Here is a 16669-nt window from a genome sequence, read left to right on the forward strand (position 1 = left end):
GGCTACAGCCCCTTGCCGCCCGTGACCGGGAGCACCGCACCGGAGACGAAACTCGCGTCGTCCGAGGCGAGGTACACGTAGGCACCGGCGAGTTCGGCAGGCTGCCCCGCACGGCCCAGCGGAGTGTCCTCACCGAACGTGGCGAGGCGTTCGGCATCCCACCCCGTCGCGGGGATCAGCGGCGTCCAGATCGGGCCGGGAGCGACGGCGTTGACCCGGATGCCGGACTCCCCCAGCTCCTCGGCGGCGGCCTTCACGAACGCGACCTGCGCCGCCTTCGTCATGGCGTAGTCGATGAGGCCCGCCGACGGGTTCGACGCCTGGATCGACGACGTGACGATGATCGATGCGCCGGGCTTCAGGAGCGGCACCGCCGCGCGCGCCGAGTACAGCATCGCGTACAGGTTCGTCTGGAACACGCGATCGAACTCCGCCGTCTCGAGCGTGCCGATGCCGTCGCGGTCCTTCTGATACGCCGCGTTGAGCACGACGATGTCGAGTCCGCCGAACGCCTCCGCCGTATCGTTGACGATCGAGGTCGAGAACTTCTCGTCGCGCACGTCGCCGGCGAAGGCGAGCCCGCGCCGACCCGAATGCTCGATCAGGGCGACGGTCGCATCGGCATCCTCCTGCTCCTCCGGCAGGTGCGCGATCGCGACGTCGGCACCCTCGCGGGCGAAGGCGATCGCCACCGCGCGCCCGATGCCCGAGTCGCCGCCCGTGATGAGTGCACGTCGACCGTCGAGGCGTCCGCTGCCGCGGTAGGTGTCCTCGCCGTGGTCGGGGGTCGGCGTGGTCTCGGATGTCAGTCCGGGCTGGTCCTGCTCCTGGTCGGGGAAGCCGCCCTCGTGGTAGGCGTGGCGGGGATCGCTCATGGTCGGGGTTCCTCTCGTCGGGATGCCGCAATCGTCGGGATGCCGCAATCGTCGGGATGCCGCGTCCGTCGGGATGCCGCGTCCGTCGGGATGCCGCAATCGTCGGGGTGCCACGCTAAGCCGCGACCCGCAGTGCTCCGCACGGGGTTGCCGCCGGTCGACGGATGACGTATCGTCGCGCAACGAAATCCGAGAGCGCGTCACGAGGGCCGTGACACGGCGTTCGGCGTAGAGTGTGCGACCGTGGGCACCATCTACTACGGCGGATCGGCGACACCGATCCACATCGACGACCGCGCGCTCGCGCACCTGAAGGTCGTGGTCGCGACCAAGCTGCGGCGCGGCGAGAGCTTCACCCTCTCGTGGAAGCACCCGGAGGACGAGGAGCGAGGACGCAGCACCATCTGGCTGCATCCGTCGATCCCGCTGAGATTCGTGTTCGATGAGCCCGAGAGCCCCGAGCTCAGCCGGGAATGGCTCGAAGAGCTCGCGCAGACCGCCAACTCGTCCGGCGGAATGATGCTCGTCGCCGAGCACATCGAAAACGGAGACGACGAGCCCGAAGACACCTCACCGCAGGCCGTCGAGGTCTCGCGCGACTGACGGTCTCGCGTGACTGACGGTCTCGCGCGATTGACGCGGATCGGCCAGACCCGCCCGGTGTCGGACCTCGCTAGTCGACGGTCGGCTCGGAGGCGCTGGACTCCGGCGGCTCCGGCACGATGTGGAGGCCGCCCGTGGAGTTCGCCGTGTAGGTGAGCGCCTCGAGCCACGCACGGTTGAGGCTCGGCTGACGGCTGCCGAAGTACTTGTAGACGAGGGATGCCGAGGGGTGCAGCCACACCGACGTGCGGCCGTCGCCGAGGCTCGGGTCTTCACGCCAGGTGAAGTGGAACGCCTCGCCGCGCCGGAGCTTCTGTCCGATGACGATCTGGACGTGAGCGAGGACGCGATCGTCGAAGTCGACGGTCACCGAGCCCTCGTAGATGAACTTCCCCAACAGTGACCTCCGCCGTGCGCGCGCGATGATCGCGCTACAGCGACGGTAACCTACCTCGGGCTCAACGCAGAGTCGCCGCCCGGCGCTCGATCTCCGCGCACGCCATCTCCGCCCCCGGCATGAGGGGAGCCAGCACGGCATCCGCGTCGAGCACCGCGACGCCCACGTGGGCGCTCAACAGCAGCGAGCATTGCGACAACTCCCCGTCGTGCAGCGTCGGGAACTCGACGACATCCGTCCTCAACGTGCCGTGCAGGAGCCGCGCGTAGTCGATCACCGCATCCGCGATCTCGTTCGTCGTCAGGAGCCGGTGGCCGTCGATCAGGATGTCTTTCATGTCAGGAACCTCAAGCGTGCGGTCGTTTGTGCGCGGTCGTCGGCGGGATGGTTCGAGTCAACTCCCGCGGAACATCGGGCGCCACCCCTTGACAGGCCACCAGCACGGGGGTACCGGCGATCCCCGGGATAGGACACCCGGCGCGTCACTGTCAAGGGGTTGAGCCGAGACCCCCTGCACGCGGATCCTCGATGCATGACCACTCTCGCTGTCATCCTGCTCGTCATCGGCATCGCGCTTCTGCTCGTCGGCGTCTTCGTCGAGGCCGCCAAGATCCTCCTGTGGATCGGCCTCGTCATCGTCATCGTCGCGGTGATCGCCTGGCTCATGCGCATCGTCCGACGAAACGCCTGACCCGCTCGTTCGCGTGACCCGCTAATTCGCCTGACCCGCGACTCCACGCGTGATCCGCGGGCCCGCGCACACGCTCGGGTCGCCGGATCGACGGCGGTGTTACCGCGCCGTTACGCCCGTCCGGACGATCTGTCGGAGCGGCGCGGATGCCGGGAGGGTTCGTCCGGTGGGGCCACGCGATCATTGCGCGCTCCCCATCGGACGTATTGAATGGCCGCACACACGCGCCACCGAGGCGCGGGGAGCGGAGCACGCGTGACGTCGGCACCCGAAACGACGATCGACCGGCCCGGCTCTGCGGAGCCGGCGAAGGCCGGAGCCGTGGTGCTGGACGGCATCACCAAGCACTACGGCGAGCAGCTCGCCGTCGACGACCTGTCGCTCACGATCGAGCCGGGCGAGTTCATCTCGCTCCTCGGACCGTCGGGCTGCGGCAAGACGACGACCCTGCGGATGATCGCTGGCTTCGAGCATCCCGACGCGGGAGACATCTTCATCTCGGGCCGCAGCGTCCTGGGCACCCCGCCCTTCAAGCGCGACGTCAACACGGTCTTCCAGGCGTATGCGCTGTTCCCGCATATGTCCGTCGCGGAGAACATCGCCTACGGCATGCAGCAGCGCCGTACGCCGAAGTCGGAGGTCCGCGAGCGCGTCACCGCCGCCCTCGACCTCGTGCAGATGCGACGGTTCGCCGACCGCAAGCCCACCCAGCTCTCCGGCGGTCAGCAGCAGCGCATCGCGCTCGCCCGCGCCCTCGTCAACCGTCCGTCGGTGCTCCTGCTCGACGAGCCGCTGGGAGCGCTCGACCGCCAGCTCCGCGAGGAGATGCAGCTCGAGCTCAAGCTCCTGCAGTCGCGTCTCGGCATCACCTTCGTCTTCGTCACGCACGACCAGGGTGAGGCGCTCTCCATGAGCGACCGGATCGCGATCATGCGCGAAGGGCGCATCGAACAGCTCGCGGATGCCGACACCGTCTACGCGCGCCCGTCCTCCGCATACGTGGCCGCCTTCGTCGGCCAGCAGAACTTCTTCCGCGGAACGCTCACCGGCGGCGACGCCGTGGCATCCCCGCACGTCGTCGTCCGTTCCGCGACGCCGCTCGCAGGGAGCGGCAACGCGGAAGCGGCCGTCCGCCCCGAGAACGTGCGCGTCGCGGCGGCACCCGCAGATGCCAGTACCGCGACCGACACGAACAGCGTCCGCGGCGAACTGATCGGCGTCTCGCACCTCGGCGAGACCATGCAGTACCTCGTGCGGCTCGGTGAGGACCAGAGCCTCATCGCACGCCGTCCCACACCGGAGGCGCCGAACCTGCGCGTGGGCGACGCCGTGGTCTGCACGTGGTCGCCCGAGCACGTGCTGCTCTTCCCCGCCGACGACGCCGCCGCCGACGGCGGCTACATCGCGCCGCCGACCGAGTAGCAGCCCACCGAAGAGACGTTCCCGCATCACCACCCGAACCCGAGCTGGAGGCCCCCGATGACCGAGTCCCGCACCCCGCTGCGCATCCTGGCCCACGAGAGCGCCGTCCCGAGGATCGCCGCCGAACTGTCCCGCCGACGGTTCCTCTCCCTCGCCGCGCTCGCCGGCGGCAGCGCCCTGCTGGCCGCGTGCGCCCCCGGCGGCACGAGCACCAGCCCCACTTCGCAGGCCTCCGGCGGCGCGCTGGAGAGCTCGCTGTCGGTGTACACGTGGGGTGACTACGACTCCCCCGACGTCGTCGCCAACTTCACGTCGGAGCTCGGCCCGAAGGTGACGCTCGACTCCTACAGCTCCAACGAGGAGCTCATTGCGAAGCTCATCGCCGCCAAGGGCACCTCGGGCTTCGACATCGTCGTGCCGACGGGCGTGTTCATCCCGCAGATGATCGAGAACGGCCTGCTGACGAAGTTCAACAAGGACCTCCTCCCCAACCTGTCGAACATGGACCCGAGCGCGCTGGGTCGCGCATGGGACCCGAACAACGAGTACTCGGTGTGCAAGGCGTGGGGCACGACCGGCTTCGTCTACGACAAGACCGTGATCACGCGCGAACTGTCGACGTGGGCCGACTTCTTCGACGCGGCCAAGAACGAGGCCAGCGGCAAGACGAGCATGTCCGACGACCCCGCCGGCATCATCGGCGCCTACTTCTGGGCCAACGACCTCGACTGGAACACGCAGGACGCCGAGCAGCTGGAGGCGTGCCGGAAGTTCCTCGTGGAGGAGATCGCCCCCCACATCGCCGCGTTCGACTCCTACCCCGGCACCAACGCGATCCCGCAGGGCACTCAGGTGCTCATGCAGGCGTGGAACGGCGACGCCCGCCTCGGCCTGCTCGAGTCGCCCGACCCCGACCGCTGGCAGTGGGTACTCCCGGGGCCGGTGACGGAGCTGTGGATGGACAACTGGGCCATCGCGACCGGGGCCCCGAACCCCGAAGCCGCCCACGCTTTCATCAACTTCTCGATGACCCCCGAGAACCTCTCGCTGAACCTCGACTACATCGGCTACAACGTCGGCGGCAAGGACATGCAGGCGGCCGCGGAGGAGTCCGGCATGGAGCTGACGGACCTCATCTTCTTCTCGGAGGAGCAGCTGGCCGCAATGCACGAGCAGGAGCTGAACGACTCCCAGACGGTGCGCGTCGAGATCTGGAACGAGATGAAGGCCGCCGCGGGTGCCTGATCGCTCCGCCCCGCCCGCGGCCCGCCGGTCGCTGGGCGGTCTGCTCGCGGTGCCCGCCTGGGTGTGGCTGGCGATCTTCTTCGTCGCCCCCGTGGGGATGGTGATCTGGTTCAGCTTCGGCTACAAGCCGGGGATCTTCGGCACGCACGCCAACGACATCCTCTCCCTCGACCGCTACGTCGAAGCCCTCTCGCCGACGTTCTTCACGACGTTCGTGAACACGCTGTGGGTGGGCCTGCTCGGCACGGCCCTCTGCTTCCTCATCGGCGCGCCCGTCGCGTACTGGATGGCCTTCAAGGTGCGCCCCGAGCGTCGCGGGCTGCTGATCGCCCTCGTCCTGATCCCGTTCTGGACGAACTTCCTCATCCGCACGATCGGCTGGCAGGTGATCCTCGCACCGGAGGGCTGGCTGTCGCAGGGGCTGCAGACTCTGGGCCTCCTGAACGGCCCGCTCGACCTGCTGTACACGCGCACGGCCGTGCTGATCGGCGTCGTGTACAACTACCTGCCTCTCATGATCCTCCCGCTGTTCGTCGCATTCGACCGGGTGGGCCCCGCCGTCCGGGAGGCCTCGAAAGACCTCGGAGCCGGAAAGGTGACGACGTTCTTCCGCGTCACCCTCCCGCTGTCGCGGCCGGGTGTCGTGGCGGGCGTGCTCCTCGTGTTCATCCCCCTCATGGGCGACTACATCACCGCGACGGTGCTCGGCGGGGCGAAGGGCAACATGGTCGGCCAGCTCGTGGCCAGCCAGTTCCAGACCGCGCAGAACTGGGCGCTGGGATCGGCGATGGCCGTCGTGCTCATGCTGGTGATCGCCCTGACGATCGCCGCAGCCGCCGCACTCCTGTGGCTCGTCGCGCTCCCTTTCCGCACCCGAAATCGCCTCGTGCTGGGAGAGGAGGCTGCGCGATGAGCACCACCAAGACCGAGACGATCCTGCGCCAGCGCGACGGGTCGATGCTGGGCAGCGGAAAGCGCTCCCACCGCTCGTGGACCGACGTCGCCCTCAACGTCTGGGGCGTCCTCGTCATCCTGTTCCTCTTCGCACCGATCATCGTGATCGTCATCTACTCGTTCAACACGGGGCGCCTCCTCGTGTCGTTCGACGGGTTCGGACTCGACGCGTTCCGCACGATCCTCGACAAACCCGCCGTGCAGAACGCCGTGCGCGTCTCGCTCATCACCGCGCTCATCTCCGCGATCATCGCGACGACCCTCGGCACCCTGGCCGGCATCGCGATGGCGCGGCATCCCGGGCGGTGGGTCTGGTGGTTCCTCGGACTGCTCCTGCTCGTCTCGGTGACCCCGGAGATCGTGGATGCCGTCGCCCTCCTCCCCTGGTTCGTCACGCTCGGCCAGGACTGGGGGATGCCGATCTTCAACGACGGCATCGTGCGCCTCTCGATCGGCAGCTCGCTGTTCGCGACGGCCGTCGTGTCGTACCTCGTCCGCGCCCGGCTCGTCGGGCAGGAGGCGAACCTCGAGGAGGCCTCGAGCGACCTCTACGCCGTCCCGTTCACGACGTTCCGGCGCGTGACACTGGCCCTCGCGATGCCCGCGGTGCTCGCCGGCTTCCTCCTCGCGTTCACCCTGAGCCTCGACAACACGATCGTGGCTGCGTTCGTGCAGGTCTCCGGCACGACCCCATGGCCCGTGTACGTGCTGTCCGCCGTGCGATCGGGGCTGCGTCCCGAGGTCGCGGCCGTCTCCACGATCATGCTGCTACTGACCCTCATCGCCCTCGCGTTCGTGGCGCTCGTCCTGCGACGCGCCGGCGACTCCGCGACCGACATCGCCCGGACGATGGGCGGCGCCTGATGCACGCCGATCTCGTCTTCACGGGTGGCCCGGTCTTCACCGCCGACACGGTGCGCTCCCGTGCGTCGGCGGTCGCGGTCTCCGGCGGAAGGATCGTCGCCGTCGGCGGCGACGGCATCCGCGACCTCATCGGACCGCGCACCGAGGTCGTCGATCTCGCCGGACGCCTGCTCGTCCCCGGCTTCCAGGACGCGCACGTGCACCCCGTCTCGGGCGGGCTCGAGCTGCTGCGCTGCGACCTGGGCGAGGGCTCCACGGCCGACGAGTACCTGGCGACGATCGCGGCCTACGCCGCCGCGCACCCGCCGACGGGGCAGGACGACGGCTCCGAGTGGATCCTCGGCGGGGGCTGGGCGATGTCGGCCTTCCCGGGCGGCACGCCGACGGCATCCGCGATGGATCGCGTGCTGCCCGACCGGCCCGCCTTCCTCCCCAACCGCGACGGCCACGGCGCGTGGGTGAACTCCGAGGCGCTCCGGCGCGCGGGCATCGACCGGCACACGCCCGACCCCGCGGACGGGCGCATCGAACGGGATGCCGACGGCAACCCGACCGGCACGCTCCACGAGGGCGCGATGTCGCTCGTCAACCGGCTCATCGCCGACCCGACGCCCGAGTTCCTCCGCGATGCGCTCGTCGAGGGCCAGCGCTACCTGCACTCCTACGGCATCACCGCCTGGCAGGACGCCATCATCGGCGACTACAGCGACCTCGTCGATCAGGGCGAGACGTACCGGCAGGCCGCGATCGACGGCACGCTGACCGGCCGCGTCGTGGGCGCCCTGTGGTGGGACCGAACGAAGGGGCTCGAGCAGATCCCCTCGCTCGTGGAGCGCCGCGAGCGCTTCAGCCACGGCCGCTTCCAGGCGACCAGCGTCAAGGTCATGCAGGACGGCGTGGCCGAGAACTTCACCGCCGCCATGCTCGAGCCGTACCACGACGGCCACGGGCACTTCACCGACAACTCGGGCATCTCGTTCGTCACGCCGGAGATCCTGAACGAGGCGGTGCCGCAGCTCGACGCCCTCGGCTTCCAGGTGCACTTCCACGCGATCGGCGACCGGGCCGTGCGCGAGTGCCTGGATGCCGTCGAGCACGCGATCGCCCGCAACGGCCGCGGCGACGGTCGCCACCACATCGCGCACATTCAGGTGGTGCACCCCGACGACGTGCCGCGCTTCCGCACGCTCGGTGTCGCGGCGAACATGCAGTCGCTGTGGGCGACGCTGGAGCCCCAGATGGTCGATCTCACGCTGCCGTTCCTCGGGGCGCCCCGCGACGCGTGGCAGTACCCGTTCGGCGACCTGCTGCGCGCGGGCGCCGTGCTCGCCGCAGGCAGCGACTGGTCGGTCTCCTCACCCAATCCGCTCGCGGCCATCCACACCGCCGTGAACCGACAGGCGGCCCCGGGCTACGAGGAGGGGGACTACGAGCCGTTCCTCCCGGAGCAGGCGATCGACCTCGCCACGTCGCTCACCGCGTACACCGCCGGGTCGGCGTGGGTGAATCACCTCGACGAGGCGACCGGGACCATCGAGGTGGGCAAGTACGCCGACCTCGCCGTGCTCGATCGCGACCCGTTCGCGGGGCCCGCCGATCAGATCGGCGCGACCCGCGTGCTCCAGACGTTCGTCGACGGGGCGCGCGTGTACGGCGCCTCCGACGCCTGAGAAGGGACCTCTCGTGGGAACCACCGTCTTCGAACGGATGCCGGCACCGGCATCCGTCGTCTCGCACAGCCTCACCGGCACGCGCACCGGGTCGTTCTGGATCGACGACCTGCCCGCCGCCCTCCGACCCGACCGGCCGCCGCTGCGCGGCGAGCACGGCGCCGACCTCGTCATCGTCGGCGCGGGCTACACGGGCCTGTGGACCGCCCTGCTCGCGAAGCTCCGCGACCCCGACCGTCGCGTCGTGGTCGTCGAGGCCAACCGCACCGGCTGGGCCGCGTCGGGTCGCAACGGCGGCTTCTGCGAGGCGAGCCTCACCCACGGACACGAGAACGGCGCGCGCCGCTGGCCCGACGAGATCGACACGCTCGAACGTCTGGGCCTCGAGAACCTCGACGCGATCGAGTCGACCGTCGAGGAGCTGGGCCTCGACGTGCAGTTCGAGCGCACGGGGCAGCTGGCCCCGGCGGTCGAGCCGCACCAGCTCGCGTGGCTCGACGAGTGGCGCGAGGAGGCCGCGGGCGACCCCGACGTCGTCTACCTCGACGAGGCATCCGTGCGCGCCTCCGTCGCCTCCCCCACGTATCTCGCGGCGATGTGGGAGAAGAACACGTGCGCGCTCGTGCACCCCGCGCGCCTCGCCGCCGAACTCGCACGGGCCGCGGAGGAGCGCGGCGTCGTCATCTTCGAGCGCTCCCGTGTGAAGGCGCTCGAGACCACGAGCACCGGCGTGTCGGTCGTCACCGACGGCGGACGCGTCGACGCCCTCCACGCCGTGCTCGCGACCAACGTGTTCCCGTCGCTGCTGCGCCGCAACCGCCTCATGACGGTGCCCGTGTACGACTACGCGCTCATGACGGAGCCGCTGTCGCCCGAGCAGTGGGATGCCATTGGCTGGCGCGACCGTCAGGGCATCGGCGACATGGCCAACCAGTTCCACTACTACCGGCCGTCGCAGGACGGTCGCATCCTCTTCGGCGGCTACGACGCGCTCTACCACTACGGGCGGCGCGTCGACCCCCGCTACGAGGACCGCCCCGACGTGTGGGAGAAGCTCGCGAGCCATTTCTTCACGACGTTCCCCCAGTTGGAGGGACTGCGCTTCAGCCACCAGTGGGCGGGAGCGATCGACAGCTCGACGCAGTTCACGGCATTCTTCGGCACGGCCCGCGGCGGCCGCGTCGCCTACGCGGCCGGGTTCACGGGGCTCGGCGTCGGCTCGACCCGGTTCGCCGGCGACGTCATGCTCGACCTCCTCGACGGCGTCGACTCGGAGCGCACGTCGCTCAAGATGGTGCGCACGCGGCCGTTGCCGTTCCCGCCCGAACCGGCCGCCGCCCTCGGCATCCAGGCGACGCGGTGGTCGATGGACCGCGCCGACCACAACGGGGGCCGACGCAACCTGCTGCTGAAGACCCTCGACGCGCTCGGCCTCGGCTTCGACTCGTGACAGGCTGGTCGCATGAATGACGTGATCTCGCTGGGTGGCCGCGGCGATGCGGGAGGCATCGGTGACGGCGGTGTCGGCGGTGTCGGCGGTGTCGGCGGTGTCGGCGGTGCCGGCGGTGTCGGAGACCTGGGCGGGGAGCTCGACCCGGGCGTCGTGTACACGGCATCCGCGGTTCCCGTTCCCCTGACGCCCGTCGCCGCGGCGCAGGTCGTCGCCGGCGATCCCGCGACGGGGTCGATCGATCTCGACGAGGACATGGGGCTCGGCATCTGGGAGATGACCCCGGGCGCGATGCGCGACGTCGAGATCGACGAGGTGTTCGTCGTGGTGGCAGGGTCGGCGACCGTCGAGTTCGTGAAGCCCGCCCAGCCCTCGATCGAACTCCGGCCGGGGGCGATCGTGCGCCTCGAGGCCGGGATGCAGACCGTGTGGACGGTGCGCGAGACACTCCGCAAGGTCTATCTCGCCTGACGGGGCCTGACGGAGGTCAGCGGCTCGCGGAGCGCCGCACGAGCAGGGCCAGGTGCAGCGCCGTCTGGATCTCGCCGTCGTCGAGGTCGACGCCCAGAAGGTCCTGGATGAGCGCGATCCGCTGGTAGAACACCGAGCGCGACAGGTGGGATGCCGTGGCCGCCGCCGTGCGGTTGCCCGGGTGGGCGAGCATCGCCGCGAGCACGTCGAGCAGATCGCCGCCGCGCGACAGGTCGTACTCGATGAGCGGCGCGAGCATCCGCTCTCCGTGGTCGAGCACGCGGTGGTCGTCGCGCAGCGCCGTCACGAGCCGCGCCAACGGCCGATCCTCGGCGCGGCGCACGTGCGGGCCGCGACCCGCGCGCTGCAGCGGCGTCCGCGCGAGATCGATCGCCTCCTGCAACGAGGCCAGCGCCCCCTCCACCCCCTGCTCGGGAGACCCGATCGACACCACGAGGCGAGACGACAGCGGAGACAGCGCCTCCGCGAACCGCAGAGCGGCGGCCTCGTCGAACACGGCACGCGCCGGCAGCGAGACGAGCATCGTGACCCCCGCGCCGTCGACGATACCGCCGAGGAGCACGCGACCGCCGACGCCCGACAGGGCCGCCGCCGCGGCATCCGGGTCGACGTCGACCCCTGCGGCGACCACGCCCAGCAGGCGAGCACCCTCCACCGGGAGCCCCGCCGCCTCCAGCCGGGCCAGCGCGCCGCCGTGGCTCGCGAACCGGCCCGCGAGCAGACCGTCCACGAGGCGGCGCTGCCCGATGCGCGCCCACTCGTCGGCCTGACCGTCGGTGAGCCGCCCGAGCGCGAGCGCGATGGCGCCCTGCTCCAGCACCGCCGCCCGCCCGGCGGGATGGACCGGACCCGGGAGGGCGATCAGATACCCCCAACGGATGCCGCGGGCCTCGACGGGCACGATGAGCCACTCGGTGCGCGCGTCGCGGTGCGCCATGCGCGAGCGCACCTCCCAGCGCGCCAGGACTTCCTCCTCGCGGGAGGGCGGCACGTCGGCGACCACGACGTCGTGCGCGAGCGACTCGAGGATCACGGGCGCACCCAGCGTCTGCGCCAGTTGGTGGACGATGAAGTCGGCGGGCGACCCGCGCAGTGCGAGCGCCGTGAACCGCGCCCGCACGTCGTCGCGGGCGCGGAGGGCGGCGGTCTGCTCGGCGATGATGCGCCGGTGCACCGCTTCGGTGACGGTCACGAACTTCACTTCGCGGCGCAGCACCACGAGCGGCAGACCGTGCGCGCGGGCCGTCTCGACGACGACGGCCGGGGCATAGCGGTAGTGGGTGCCGAGCTCCAGCAGGAGCGCCGACAGCCCCACTTCGACGAGCCCGCGGACGAACGCGGCGAGCTCGGCGGGATCGTCGGGCCACGACGAGCCGGTCGACAGCAGCAGCTCCCCGCCGTCGAGGAGGCGGGCCACACCGGCGCTGTCGGAGACGTGCACCCACCGCACGCGGGCGTCGAGGCGGTCGCCGCCGACGAGGATGTCCGGCATCCCCGCCTCGACCGCGTCGAGAGTGAGCACCTCGCGCACCGTCGGGAGACTCTCGTGGGCGGTCGGACGATCCGTCTGGATCGCTCGTTCTTCGCGACGTTCAGCCACCGTAGCGACCCCTCTGCCTCTGCAACACTGGGACTCGTCACAGCCTAGACGACGTCGGTCGTTCTGTCCGGGAGGCCCCCATGTCCCTCATCCGCCACCACATCGCCGGCACCGAATCCGGTGACGGCGCCCGCACCGGGACGGTGTTCGACCCCGCGACGGGACGCCCGCAGCACGAGGTCGCCTTCGCCTCGGTCGCCGAGACCGAGGCGGCCATCGCCGCGGCCGCCGCCGCGCTCCCCGCGTGGCGGGCGACGAGCCTCATCAAGCGCGCCGATGTGTTCTTCCGGCTGCGCCACCTCCTCGTCGAACGCACCGACGAGCTCGCCGCGATCATCACGAGCGAGCACGGCAAGGTGCTCTCCGACGCCAAGGGCGAGATCAGCCGCGGGATCGAGAACGTGGAGTTCGCCGCGGGCCTGGTGCACCTGCTCAAGGGCGAGCACGCCGAGCAGGTCTCCCGCGGTGTCGACGTGCACTCCGTGAAGCAGCCCGTCGGCGTCGTCGCCTGCATCACCCCCTTCAACTTCCCCGTGATGGTGCCGCTGTGGATGACGGCATCCGCCATCGCGTGCGGCAACACGGTCGTGCTGAAGCCGAGCGAGAAAGACCCGTCGGCCGCCCTCTTCCTCGCGCGCCTCTACGAAGAGGCGGGCCTGCCCGCGGGCGTGCTGAACGTCGTCCAGGGCGACAAGGTCGCCGTCGACACGCTGCTCGACGCCCCCGCCGTGCGCGCGGTGAGCTTCGTCGGCTCGACGCCCATCGCCCGCTCCATCTATGCCCGCGCAGCCGAGAACGGCAAGCGCGTGCAGGCCCTCGGCGGCGCGAAGAACCACATGGTGGTCATGCCCGACGCCGACCTGGATGCCGCGGCGGACGCCGCCGTGTCGGCCGCCTACGGTTCGGCCGGCGAGCGCTGCATGGCCGTCTCGGTGCTGGTCGCGGTCGGCGACGACGTCGCCGACGCGCTCGTGGCCAAGGTCGCCGACCGCGTCGCGGCGCTGAAGATCGGGCCCGGCACCGATCCCGAGAGCGAGATGGGGCCGCTCATCACGCGGGAGCACCGCGACAAGGTGGCCTCGTACATCGAGGGCGCGCCGGGCGAGGGCGCCACGGTCGTCGTCGACGGCACGGCGCAGAGCTTCGACGGCGACGGATTCTTCCTCGGCGTCTCGCTCGTCGACCACGTGCGCCCCGGGATGAAGGTGTACGACGAGGAGATCTTCGGCCCGGTGCTGTCGGTCGTGCGGGTCGCGAGCTACGACGAGGCCGTGACGCTCGTCAACGACAGCCCCTTCGCCAACGGCACCGCCGTCTTCACCCGCGACGGCGGAACGGCGCGCCAGTTCGAGTTCGACATCGAGGTGGGCATGGTCGGCGTCAACGTGCCGATCCCCGTGCCCGTGGGCGCGTTCTCGTTCGGCGGCTGGCGCAACTCGCTGTTCGGCGACTCGCACATCTACGGCCCCGAGTCGATCCACTTCTACACCCGCAGCAAGGTGGTCACGACCCGCTGGCCCGACCCCAGCGAGAGCCAGATCAGCCTCGGGTTCCCGAGCAATCACTGACCCGCGCCGCGTCGACTCGCCGCGCTCGCTCGACGACCGGCGGCGGCGCTCGCTCGCTCATTCCGGAGAGGACCTCATCATGACCGTCATCGACCCCGAAGCCGACGCGCTGGTGCGCGCCGACGACCGCGGCCACGTCTTCCACTCGTGGAGCGCGCAGGCGCTCATCGACCCGCTTCCCGTCGCGGGCGGCGAGGGTGCGAGCTTCTGGGACTACCAGGGCAACACGTACCTCGACTTCTCGTCGCAGCTCGTGAACCTCAACCTCGGGCACCAGCACCCCGACCTGGTCGAGGCGATCCAGCGGCAGGCGGGCAGGCTCGCGACGATCCAGCCCTCGATGGCCAACGACGTGCGCGGCGACCTCGCCCGGCGCATCGCCGAGGTCGCCCCCGAGGGCATGAACAAGGTGTTCTTCACCAACGGCGGGGCGGATGCCGTCGAGAACGCCGTGCGGATGGCCCGCCTGTACACGGGCAAGCGCAAGGTGCTGTCGATGTACCGCAGCTACCACGGCAACACGAGCACCGCGATCTCGCTCACGGGCGACCCGCGCCGGTGGCCGAACGAGCCGGGCGACGGTTCGGTCGCGAAGTTCTTCGGGCCGTACGCGTACCGTTCGCCGTTCCACTCGACCTCGCCCGAGGAAGAGGCCGAACGCGCGCTCGCCCACCTGGAGCAGACCATCGTCCTGGAGGGCGCCTCCACCATCGGCGCGATCATCATCGAATCGGTGGTCGGCACGAACGGGGTGCTCGTGCCCCCGCCGGGATACCTGCCCGGTGTGCGCGCGCTGTGCGACAAGTACGGCATCGTCTACATCGCCGACGAGGTCATGGTCGGCTTCGGACGCATCGGCGAGTGGTTCGCCTTCCAGGCGTTCGACGTGACCCCCGACCTCGTCGTCTTCGCGAAGGGCGTCAACTCGGGGTACGTGCCGCTCGGCGGCGTCGTCATCTCCGATGCCATCGCGGCGCACTTCGACACCGTCGCCTTCCCCGGCGGCCTCACCTATTCGGGGCACCCGCTCGCGTGCGCCCCCGGCGTCGCCACGTTCGAGGTCTTCGCGCGCGACGGCATCCTGGAGCGGGTCCGCGACCTCGGCGAGCGCGTCGTCGCGCCGCGTCTGGCCGAGATCGCCGCCCGGCATCCGTCCGTCGGCGACGTGCGCGGTCGCGGACTGTTCTGGGCGATCGAGCTCGTCGCCGACCCCGAGACGCGGGAGCCCCTCGTGCCGTTCAACGCGAGCGGAGCGGATGCCGCGCCGATGGCGGCGTTCGCCGCCGCGTGCAAGAAGGCGGGCCTGTGGCCCTTCACCCACTTCAACCGGGTGCACGTCGCTCCGCCGCTCGTGATCTCCGAAGACGACCTCGTCCGCGGGCTCGACATCATCGACCGCGCGCTCGACGTCGCCGACGAGGCGATGAAGGCGAGGACGCCCGCGGCATGATGGGCAACGGCGGCGTCTCGTTCTGGTGGCAGCAGCTCGGTCTTCCGTCGCCGCGGACGCCCCTGCCCGGCGACCGCGACGCCGACGTCGCCATCGTCGGCGCGGGGTACACCGGCCTCTGGGCGGCCTACTACCTGAAGAAGCTCCAACCCGATCTGCGGGTCGTCGTGCTCGAGCAGCGCTTCGCCGGGTTCGGTGCATCGGGACGCAACGGCGGCTGGCTCACCAACAGCGTGACCGGCGGCCGCGCGCAGTACGGCCGTGAGGGTGGCGCGCGCCAGCAGGCGGCGATGAACGACACCGTCGACGAGGTCATCCGCGTCGCCGCCGCGGAGGGCATCGACGCCGACATCCGCAAGGGCGGCGAGCTGAACGTCGCCCGCACCCCCGCGCAGCTCGCCCGGCTCACCGCCGCCCACGCGGAAGACGCGTCCTGGCCCCACACCGATGTCGAGCTCTGGGGCCCGCGTCGGACGGCGGCGCACGTGCGGGTCGACGGCGCACTCGGCGGGCTCTGGCATCCGCACTGTGCCCGGGTGCACCCGGCGAAGCTCGTGGCCGGGCTCGCGGCGGCGGTCGAGCGGCTGGGCGTGACGATCCACGAGGAGACGACCGTCTCGCGCATCGAACCGGGACGAGCCGTCACCGACCGCGGCACCGTGCGCGCGACGCACGTACTCCGCGCGACCGAGGGCTTCACGGCGGGGCTCGCCGGCCAGCACCGCACGTGGCTCCCGATGAACTCGTCGATGATCGTCACCGCTCCGCTGCCCGCGGCGGTGTGGGACGAGATCGGGTGGGCGGATGCCGCGACCCTCGGCGACTTCGCCCACGTGTACATGTACGCGCAGCGCACCGCCGACGACCGGATCGCGTTCGGCGGCCGCGGCATCCCCTATCGCTACGGCTCGCGCGTCGACACCGACGGCGGCACGCAGGAGCGGACGGTGCGCGCCTTGACGTCGCTCCTGCGCGAGTTCTTCCCCCGCGCGGCGGAAGCCCCGATCGACCACGCCTGGTCGGGAGTGCTCGGTGTTCCGCGCGACTGGTCGGCGACCGTGGGCCTCGACCCCGCGACGGGTCTCGGCTGGGCCGGCGGCTACGTCGGCACCGGTGTGGCGACGACGAACCTCGCCGGCCGGACGCTGGCCGACCTCGTGCTCGGCCGCGAGACCGACCTCGCCGCCCTCCCGTGGGTGGGTCGACGTGCGCGCCGGTGGGAGGTGGAGCCCCTGCGGTGGCTCGCCGTCCGCGGCCTCTATGCCGCCTACGGTGTCGCCGATCGACAGGAGCGCCGGGGCGGTACGCTGACATCGCCGTTGGCTCGCGTCGCCGACGTCGTATCGGGGCGAGGCCACTGATACTCCTGTCAGTGACGATCGAGGGGA

Annotated in this window: 16 protein-coding genes; 12 read left to right on the forward strand and 4 right to left on the reverse strand. The window is 70.8% G+C overall.

The window, feature by feature from the left end; genetic code table 11:
- Positions 1-2 precede the first annotated feature (2 nt).
- Positions 3-875, reverse strand: coding sequence for an SDR family oxidoreductase (locus tag ACSQ18_RS12895; RefSeq protein WP_436037814.1), 873 nt, complete (start codon positions 873-875; stop codon positions 3-5).
- Between the two features lie 243 nt (positions 876-1118).
- Here ACSQ18_RS12895 and ACSQ18_RS12900 point away from each other — a divergent pair, with 243 nt between their 5' ends.
- Entirely contained in the window at positions 1119-1478 is a 360-nt protein-coding gene (locus ACSQ18_RS12900) for a DUF7882 family protein (RefSeq protein WP_436037815.1), read from the forward strand.
- A gap of 70 nt (positions 1479-1548) precedes the next feature.
- Here ACSQ18_RS12900 and ACSQ18_RS12905 read toward each other — a convergent pair whose 3' ends face one another.
- Positions 1549-1875 carry a DUF7882 family protein gene (locus ACSQ18_RS12905; protein ID WP_301038137.1) on the reverse strand — a complete coding sequence of 109 codons (327 nt, stop codon included), beginning with the start codon at positions 1873-1875 and terminating at the stop codon, positions 1549-1551.
- 61 nt (positions 1876-1936) lie between these two features.
- Positions 1937-2212: a hypothetical protein gene (locus ACSQ18_RS12910; RefSeq protein ID WP_436037816.1), complete on the reverse strand. Its 276-nt coding sequence runs from the start codon at positions 2210-2212 to the stop codon at positions 1937-1939.
- A 195-nt stretch (positions 2213-2407) separates the two neighbouring features.
- Between ACSQ18_RS12910 and ACSQ18_RS12915 the strand changes: the two genes are divergently transcribed.
- From ACSQ18_RS12915 to ACSQ18_RS12950, 8 genes are all read left to right on the forward strand, one after another.
- On the forward strand, positions 2408-2566 hold the full coding sequence (locus ACSQ18_RS12915; protein WP_174236258.1) for a hypothetical protein: 159 nt from the start codon (positions 2408-2410) through the stop codon (positions 2564-2566).
- 255 nt (positions 2567-2821) lie between these two features.
- Positions 2822-3988, forward strand: coding sequence for an ABC transporter ATP-binding protein (locus tag ACSQ18_RS12920; RefSeq protein ID WP_436037817.1), 1167 nt, complete (start codon positions 2822-2824; stop codon positions 3986-3988).
- 57 nt (positions 3989-4045) lie between these two features.
- A complete protein-coding gene (locus ACSQ18_RS12925) occupies positions 4046-5233 on the forward strand; it encodes an extracellular solute-binding protein (protein WP_436037818.1) in 1188 nt (395 codons plus the stop codon).
- Positions 5226-6146 carry an ABC transporter permease gene (locus ACSQ18_RS12930; RefSeq protein WP_436037819.1) on the forward strand — a complete coding sequence of 307 codons (921 nt, stop codon included), beginning with the start codon at positions 5226-5228 and terminating at the stop codon, positions 6144-6146. Before ACSQ18_RS12925 ends, ACSQ18_RS12930 begins: the two co-directional genes overlap by 8 nt.
- Positions 6147-6190: 44 nt before the next feature.
- Positions 6191-7051, forward strand: a complete 861-nt coding sequence (locus ACSQ18_RS12935) for an ABC transporter permease (protein ID WP_436038443.1) — start codon at positions 6191-6193, stop codon at positions 7049-7051.
- A complete protein-coding gene (locus ACSQ18_RS12940; protein WP_436037820.1) occupies positions 7051-8721 on the forward strand; it encodes an amidohydrolase in 1671 nt (556 codons plus the stop codon). Before ACSQ18_RS12935 ends, ACSQ18_RS12940 begins: the two co-directional genes overlap by 1 nt.
- A gap of 13 nt (positions 8722-8734) precedes the next feature.
- Entirely contained in the window at positions 8735-10171 is a 1437-nt protein-coding gene (locus ACSQ18_RS12945; protein WP_436037821.1) for an NAD(P)/FAD-dependent oxidoreductase, read from the forward strand.
- 12 nt (positions 10172-10183) lie between these two features.
- Positions 10184-10642: a cupin domain-containing protein gene (locus tag ACSQ18_RS12950; RefSeq protein ID WP_436037822.1), complete on the forward strand. Its 459-nt coding sequence runs from the start codon at positions 10184-10186 to the stop codon at positions 10640-10642.
- A gap of 16 nt (positions 10643-10658) precedes the next feature.
- On the opposite strand, the gene ACSQ18_RS12955 is transcribed toward ACSQ18_RS12950, so the two are convergent.
- On the reverse strand, positions 10659-12263 hold the full coding sequence (locus tag ACSQ18_RS12955) for a PucR family transcriptional regulator (protein ID WP_436037823.1): 1605 nt from the start codon (positions 12261-12263) through the stop codon (positions 10659-10661).
- Between the two features lie 80 nt (positions 12264-12343).
- Between ACSQ18_RS12955 and ACSQ18_RS12960 the strand changes: the two genes are divergently transcribed.
- From ACSQ18_RS12960 to ACSQ18_RS12970, 3 genes are all read left to right on the forward strand, one after another.
- Positions 12344-13831, forward strand: a complete 1488-nt coding sequence (locus ACSQ18_RS12960) for a CoA-acylating methylmalonate-semialdehyde dehydrogenase (RefSeq protein WP_436037824.1) — start codon at positions 12344-12346, stop codon at positions 13829-13831.
- Positions 13832-13910: 79 nt separating this feature from the next.
- Positions 13911-15281 (forward strand): aspartate aminotransferase family protein, encoded by a 1371-nt coding sequence (locus tag ACSQ18_RS12965; RefSeq protein ID WP_436037825.1) that lies wholly within the window; start codon positions 13911-13913, stop codon positions 15279-15281.
- Entirely contained in the window at positions 15281-16642 is a 1362-nt protein-coding gene (locus tag ACSQ18_RS12970; RefSeq protein ID WP_436038444.1) for an NAD(P)/FAD-dependent oxidoreductase, read from the forward strand. Before ACSQ18_RS12965 ends, ACSQ18_RS12970 begins: the two co-directional genes overlap by 1 nt.
- The last annotated feature ends 27 nt before the right edge of the window (positions 16643-16669 follow it).

The organism is Microbacterium sp. LjRoot45 (assembly GCF_964253325.1).
GTDB lineage: Bacteria > Actinomycetota > Actinomycetes > Actinomycetales > Microbacteriaceae > Microbacterium.

Coding starts and splice junctions, on each gene's coding strand:
- ACSQ18_RS12950 (WP_436037822.1), top strand. CDS start 10,184: ATGAATGACGTGATCTCGCTGGGTGGCCGCGGCGATGCGGGAGGCATC.
- ACSQ18_RS12970 (WP_436038444.1), top strand. CDS start 15,281: ATGGGCAACGGCGGCGTCTCGTTCTGGTGGCAGCAGCTCGGTCTTCCG.
- ACSQ18_RS12915 (WP_174236258.1), top strand. CDS start 2,408: ATGACCACTCTCGCTGTCATCCTGCTCGTCATCGGCATCGCGCTTCTG.
- ACSQ18_RS12925 (WP_436037818.1), top strand. CDS start 4,046: ATGACCGAGTCCCGCACCCCGCTGCGCATCCTGGCCCACGAGAGCGCC.
- ACSQ18_RS12895 (WP_436037814.1), bottom strand. CDS start 875: ATGAGCGATCCCCGCCACGCCTACCACGAGGGCGGCTTCCCCGACCAG.
- ACSQ18_RS12910 (WP_436037816.1), bottom strand. CDS start 2,212: ATGAAAGACATCCTGATCGACGGCCACCGGCTCCTGACGACGAACGAG.
- ACSQ18_RS12960 (WP_436037824.1), top strand. CDS start 12,344: ATGTCCCTCATCCGCCACCACATCGCCGGCACCGAATCCGGTGACGGC.
- ACSQ18_RS12935 (WP_436038443.1), top strand. CDS start 6,191: ATGCTGGGCAGCGGAAAGCGCTCCCACCGCTCGTGGACCGACGTCGCC.
- ACSQ18_RS12940 (WP_436037820.1), top strand. CDS start 7,051: ATGCACGCCGATCTCGTCTTCACGGGTGGCCCGGTCTTCACCGCCGAC.
- ACSQ18_RS12965 (WP_436037825.1), top strand. CDS start 13,911: ATGACCGTCATCGACCCCGAAGCCGACGCGCTGGTGCGCGCCGACGAC.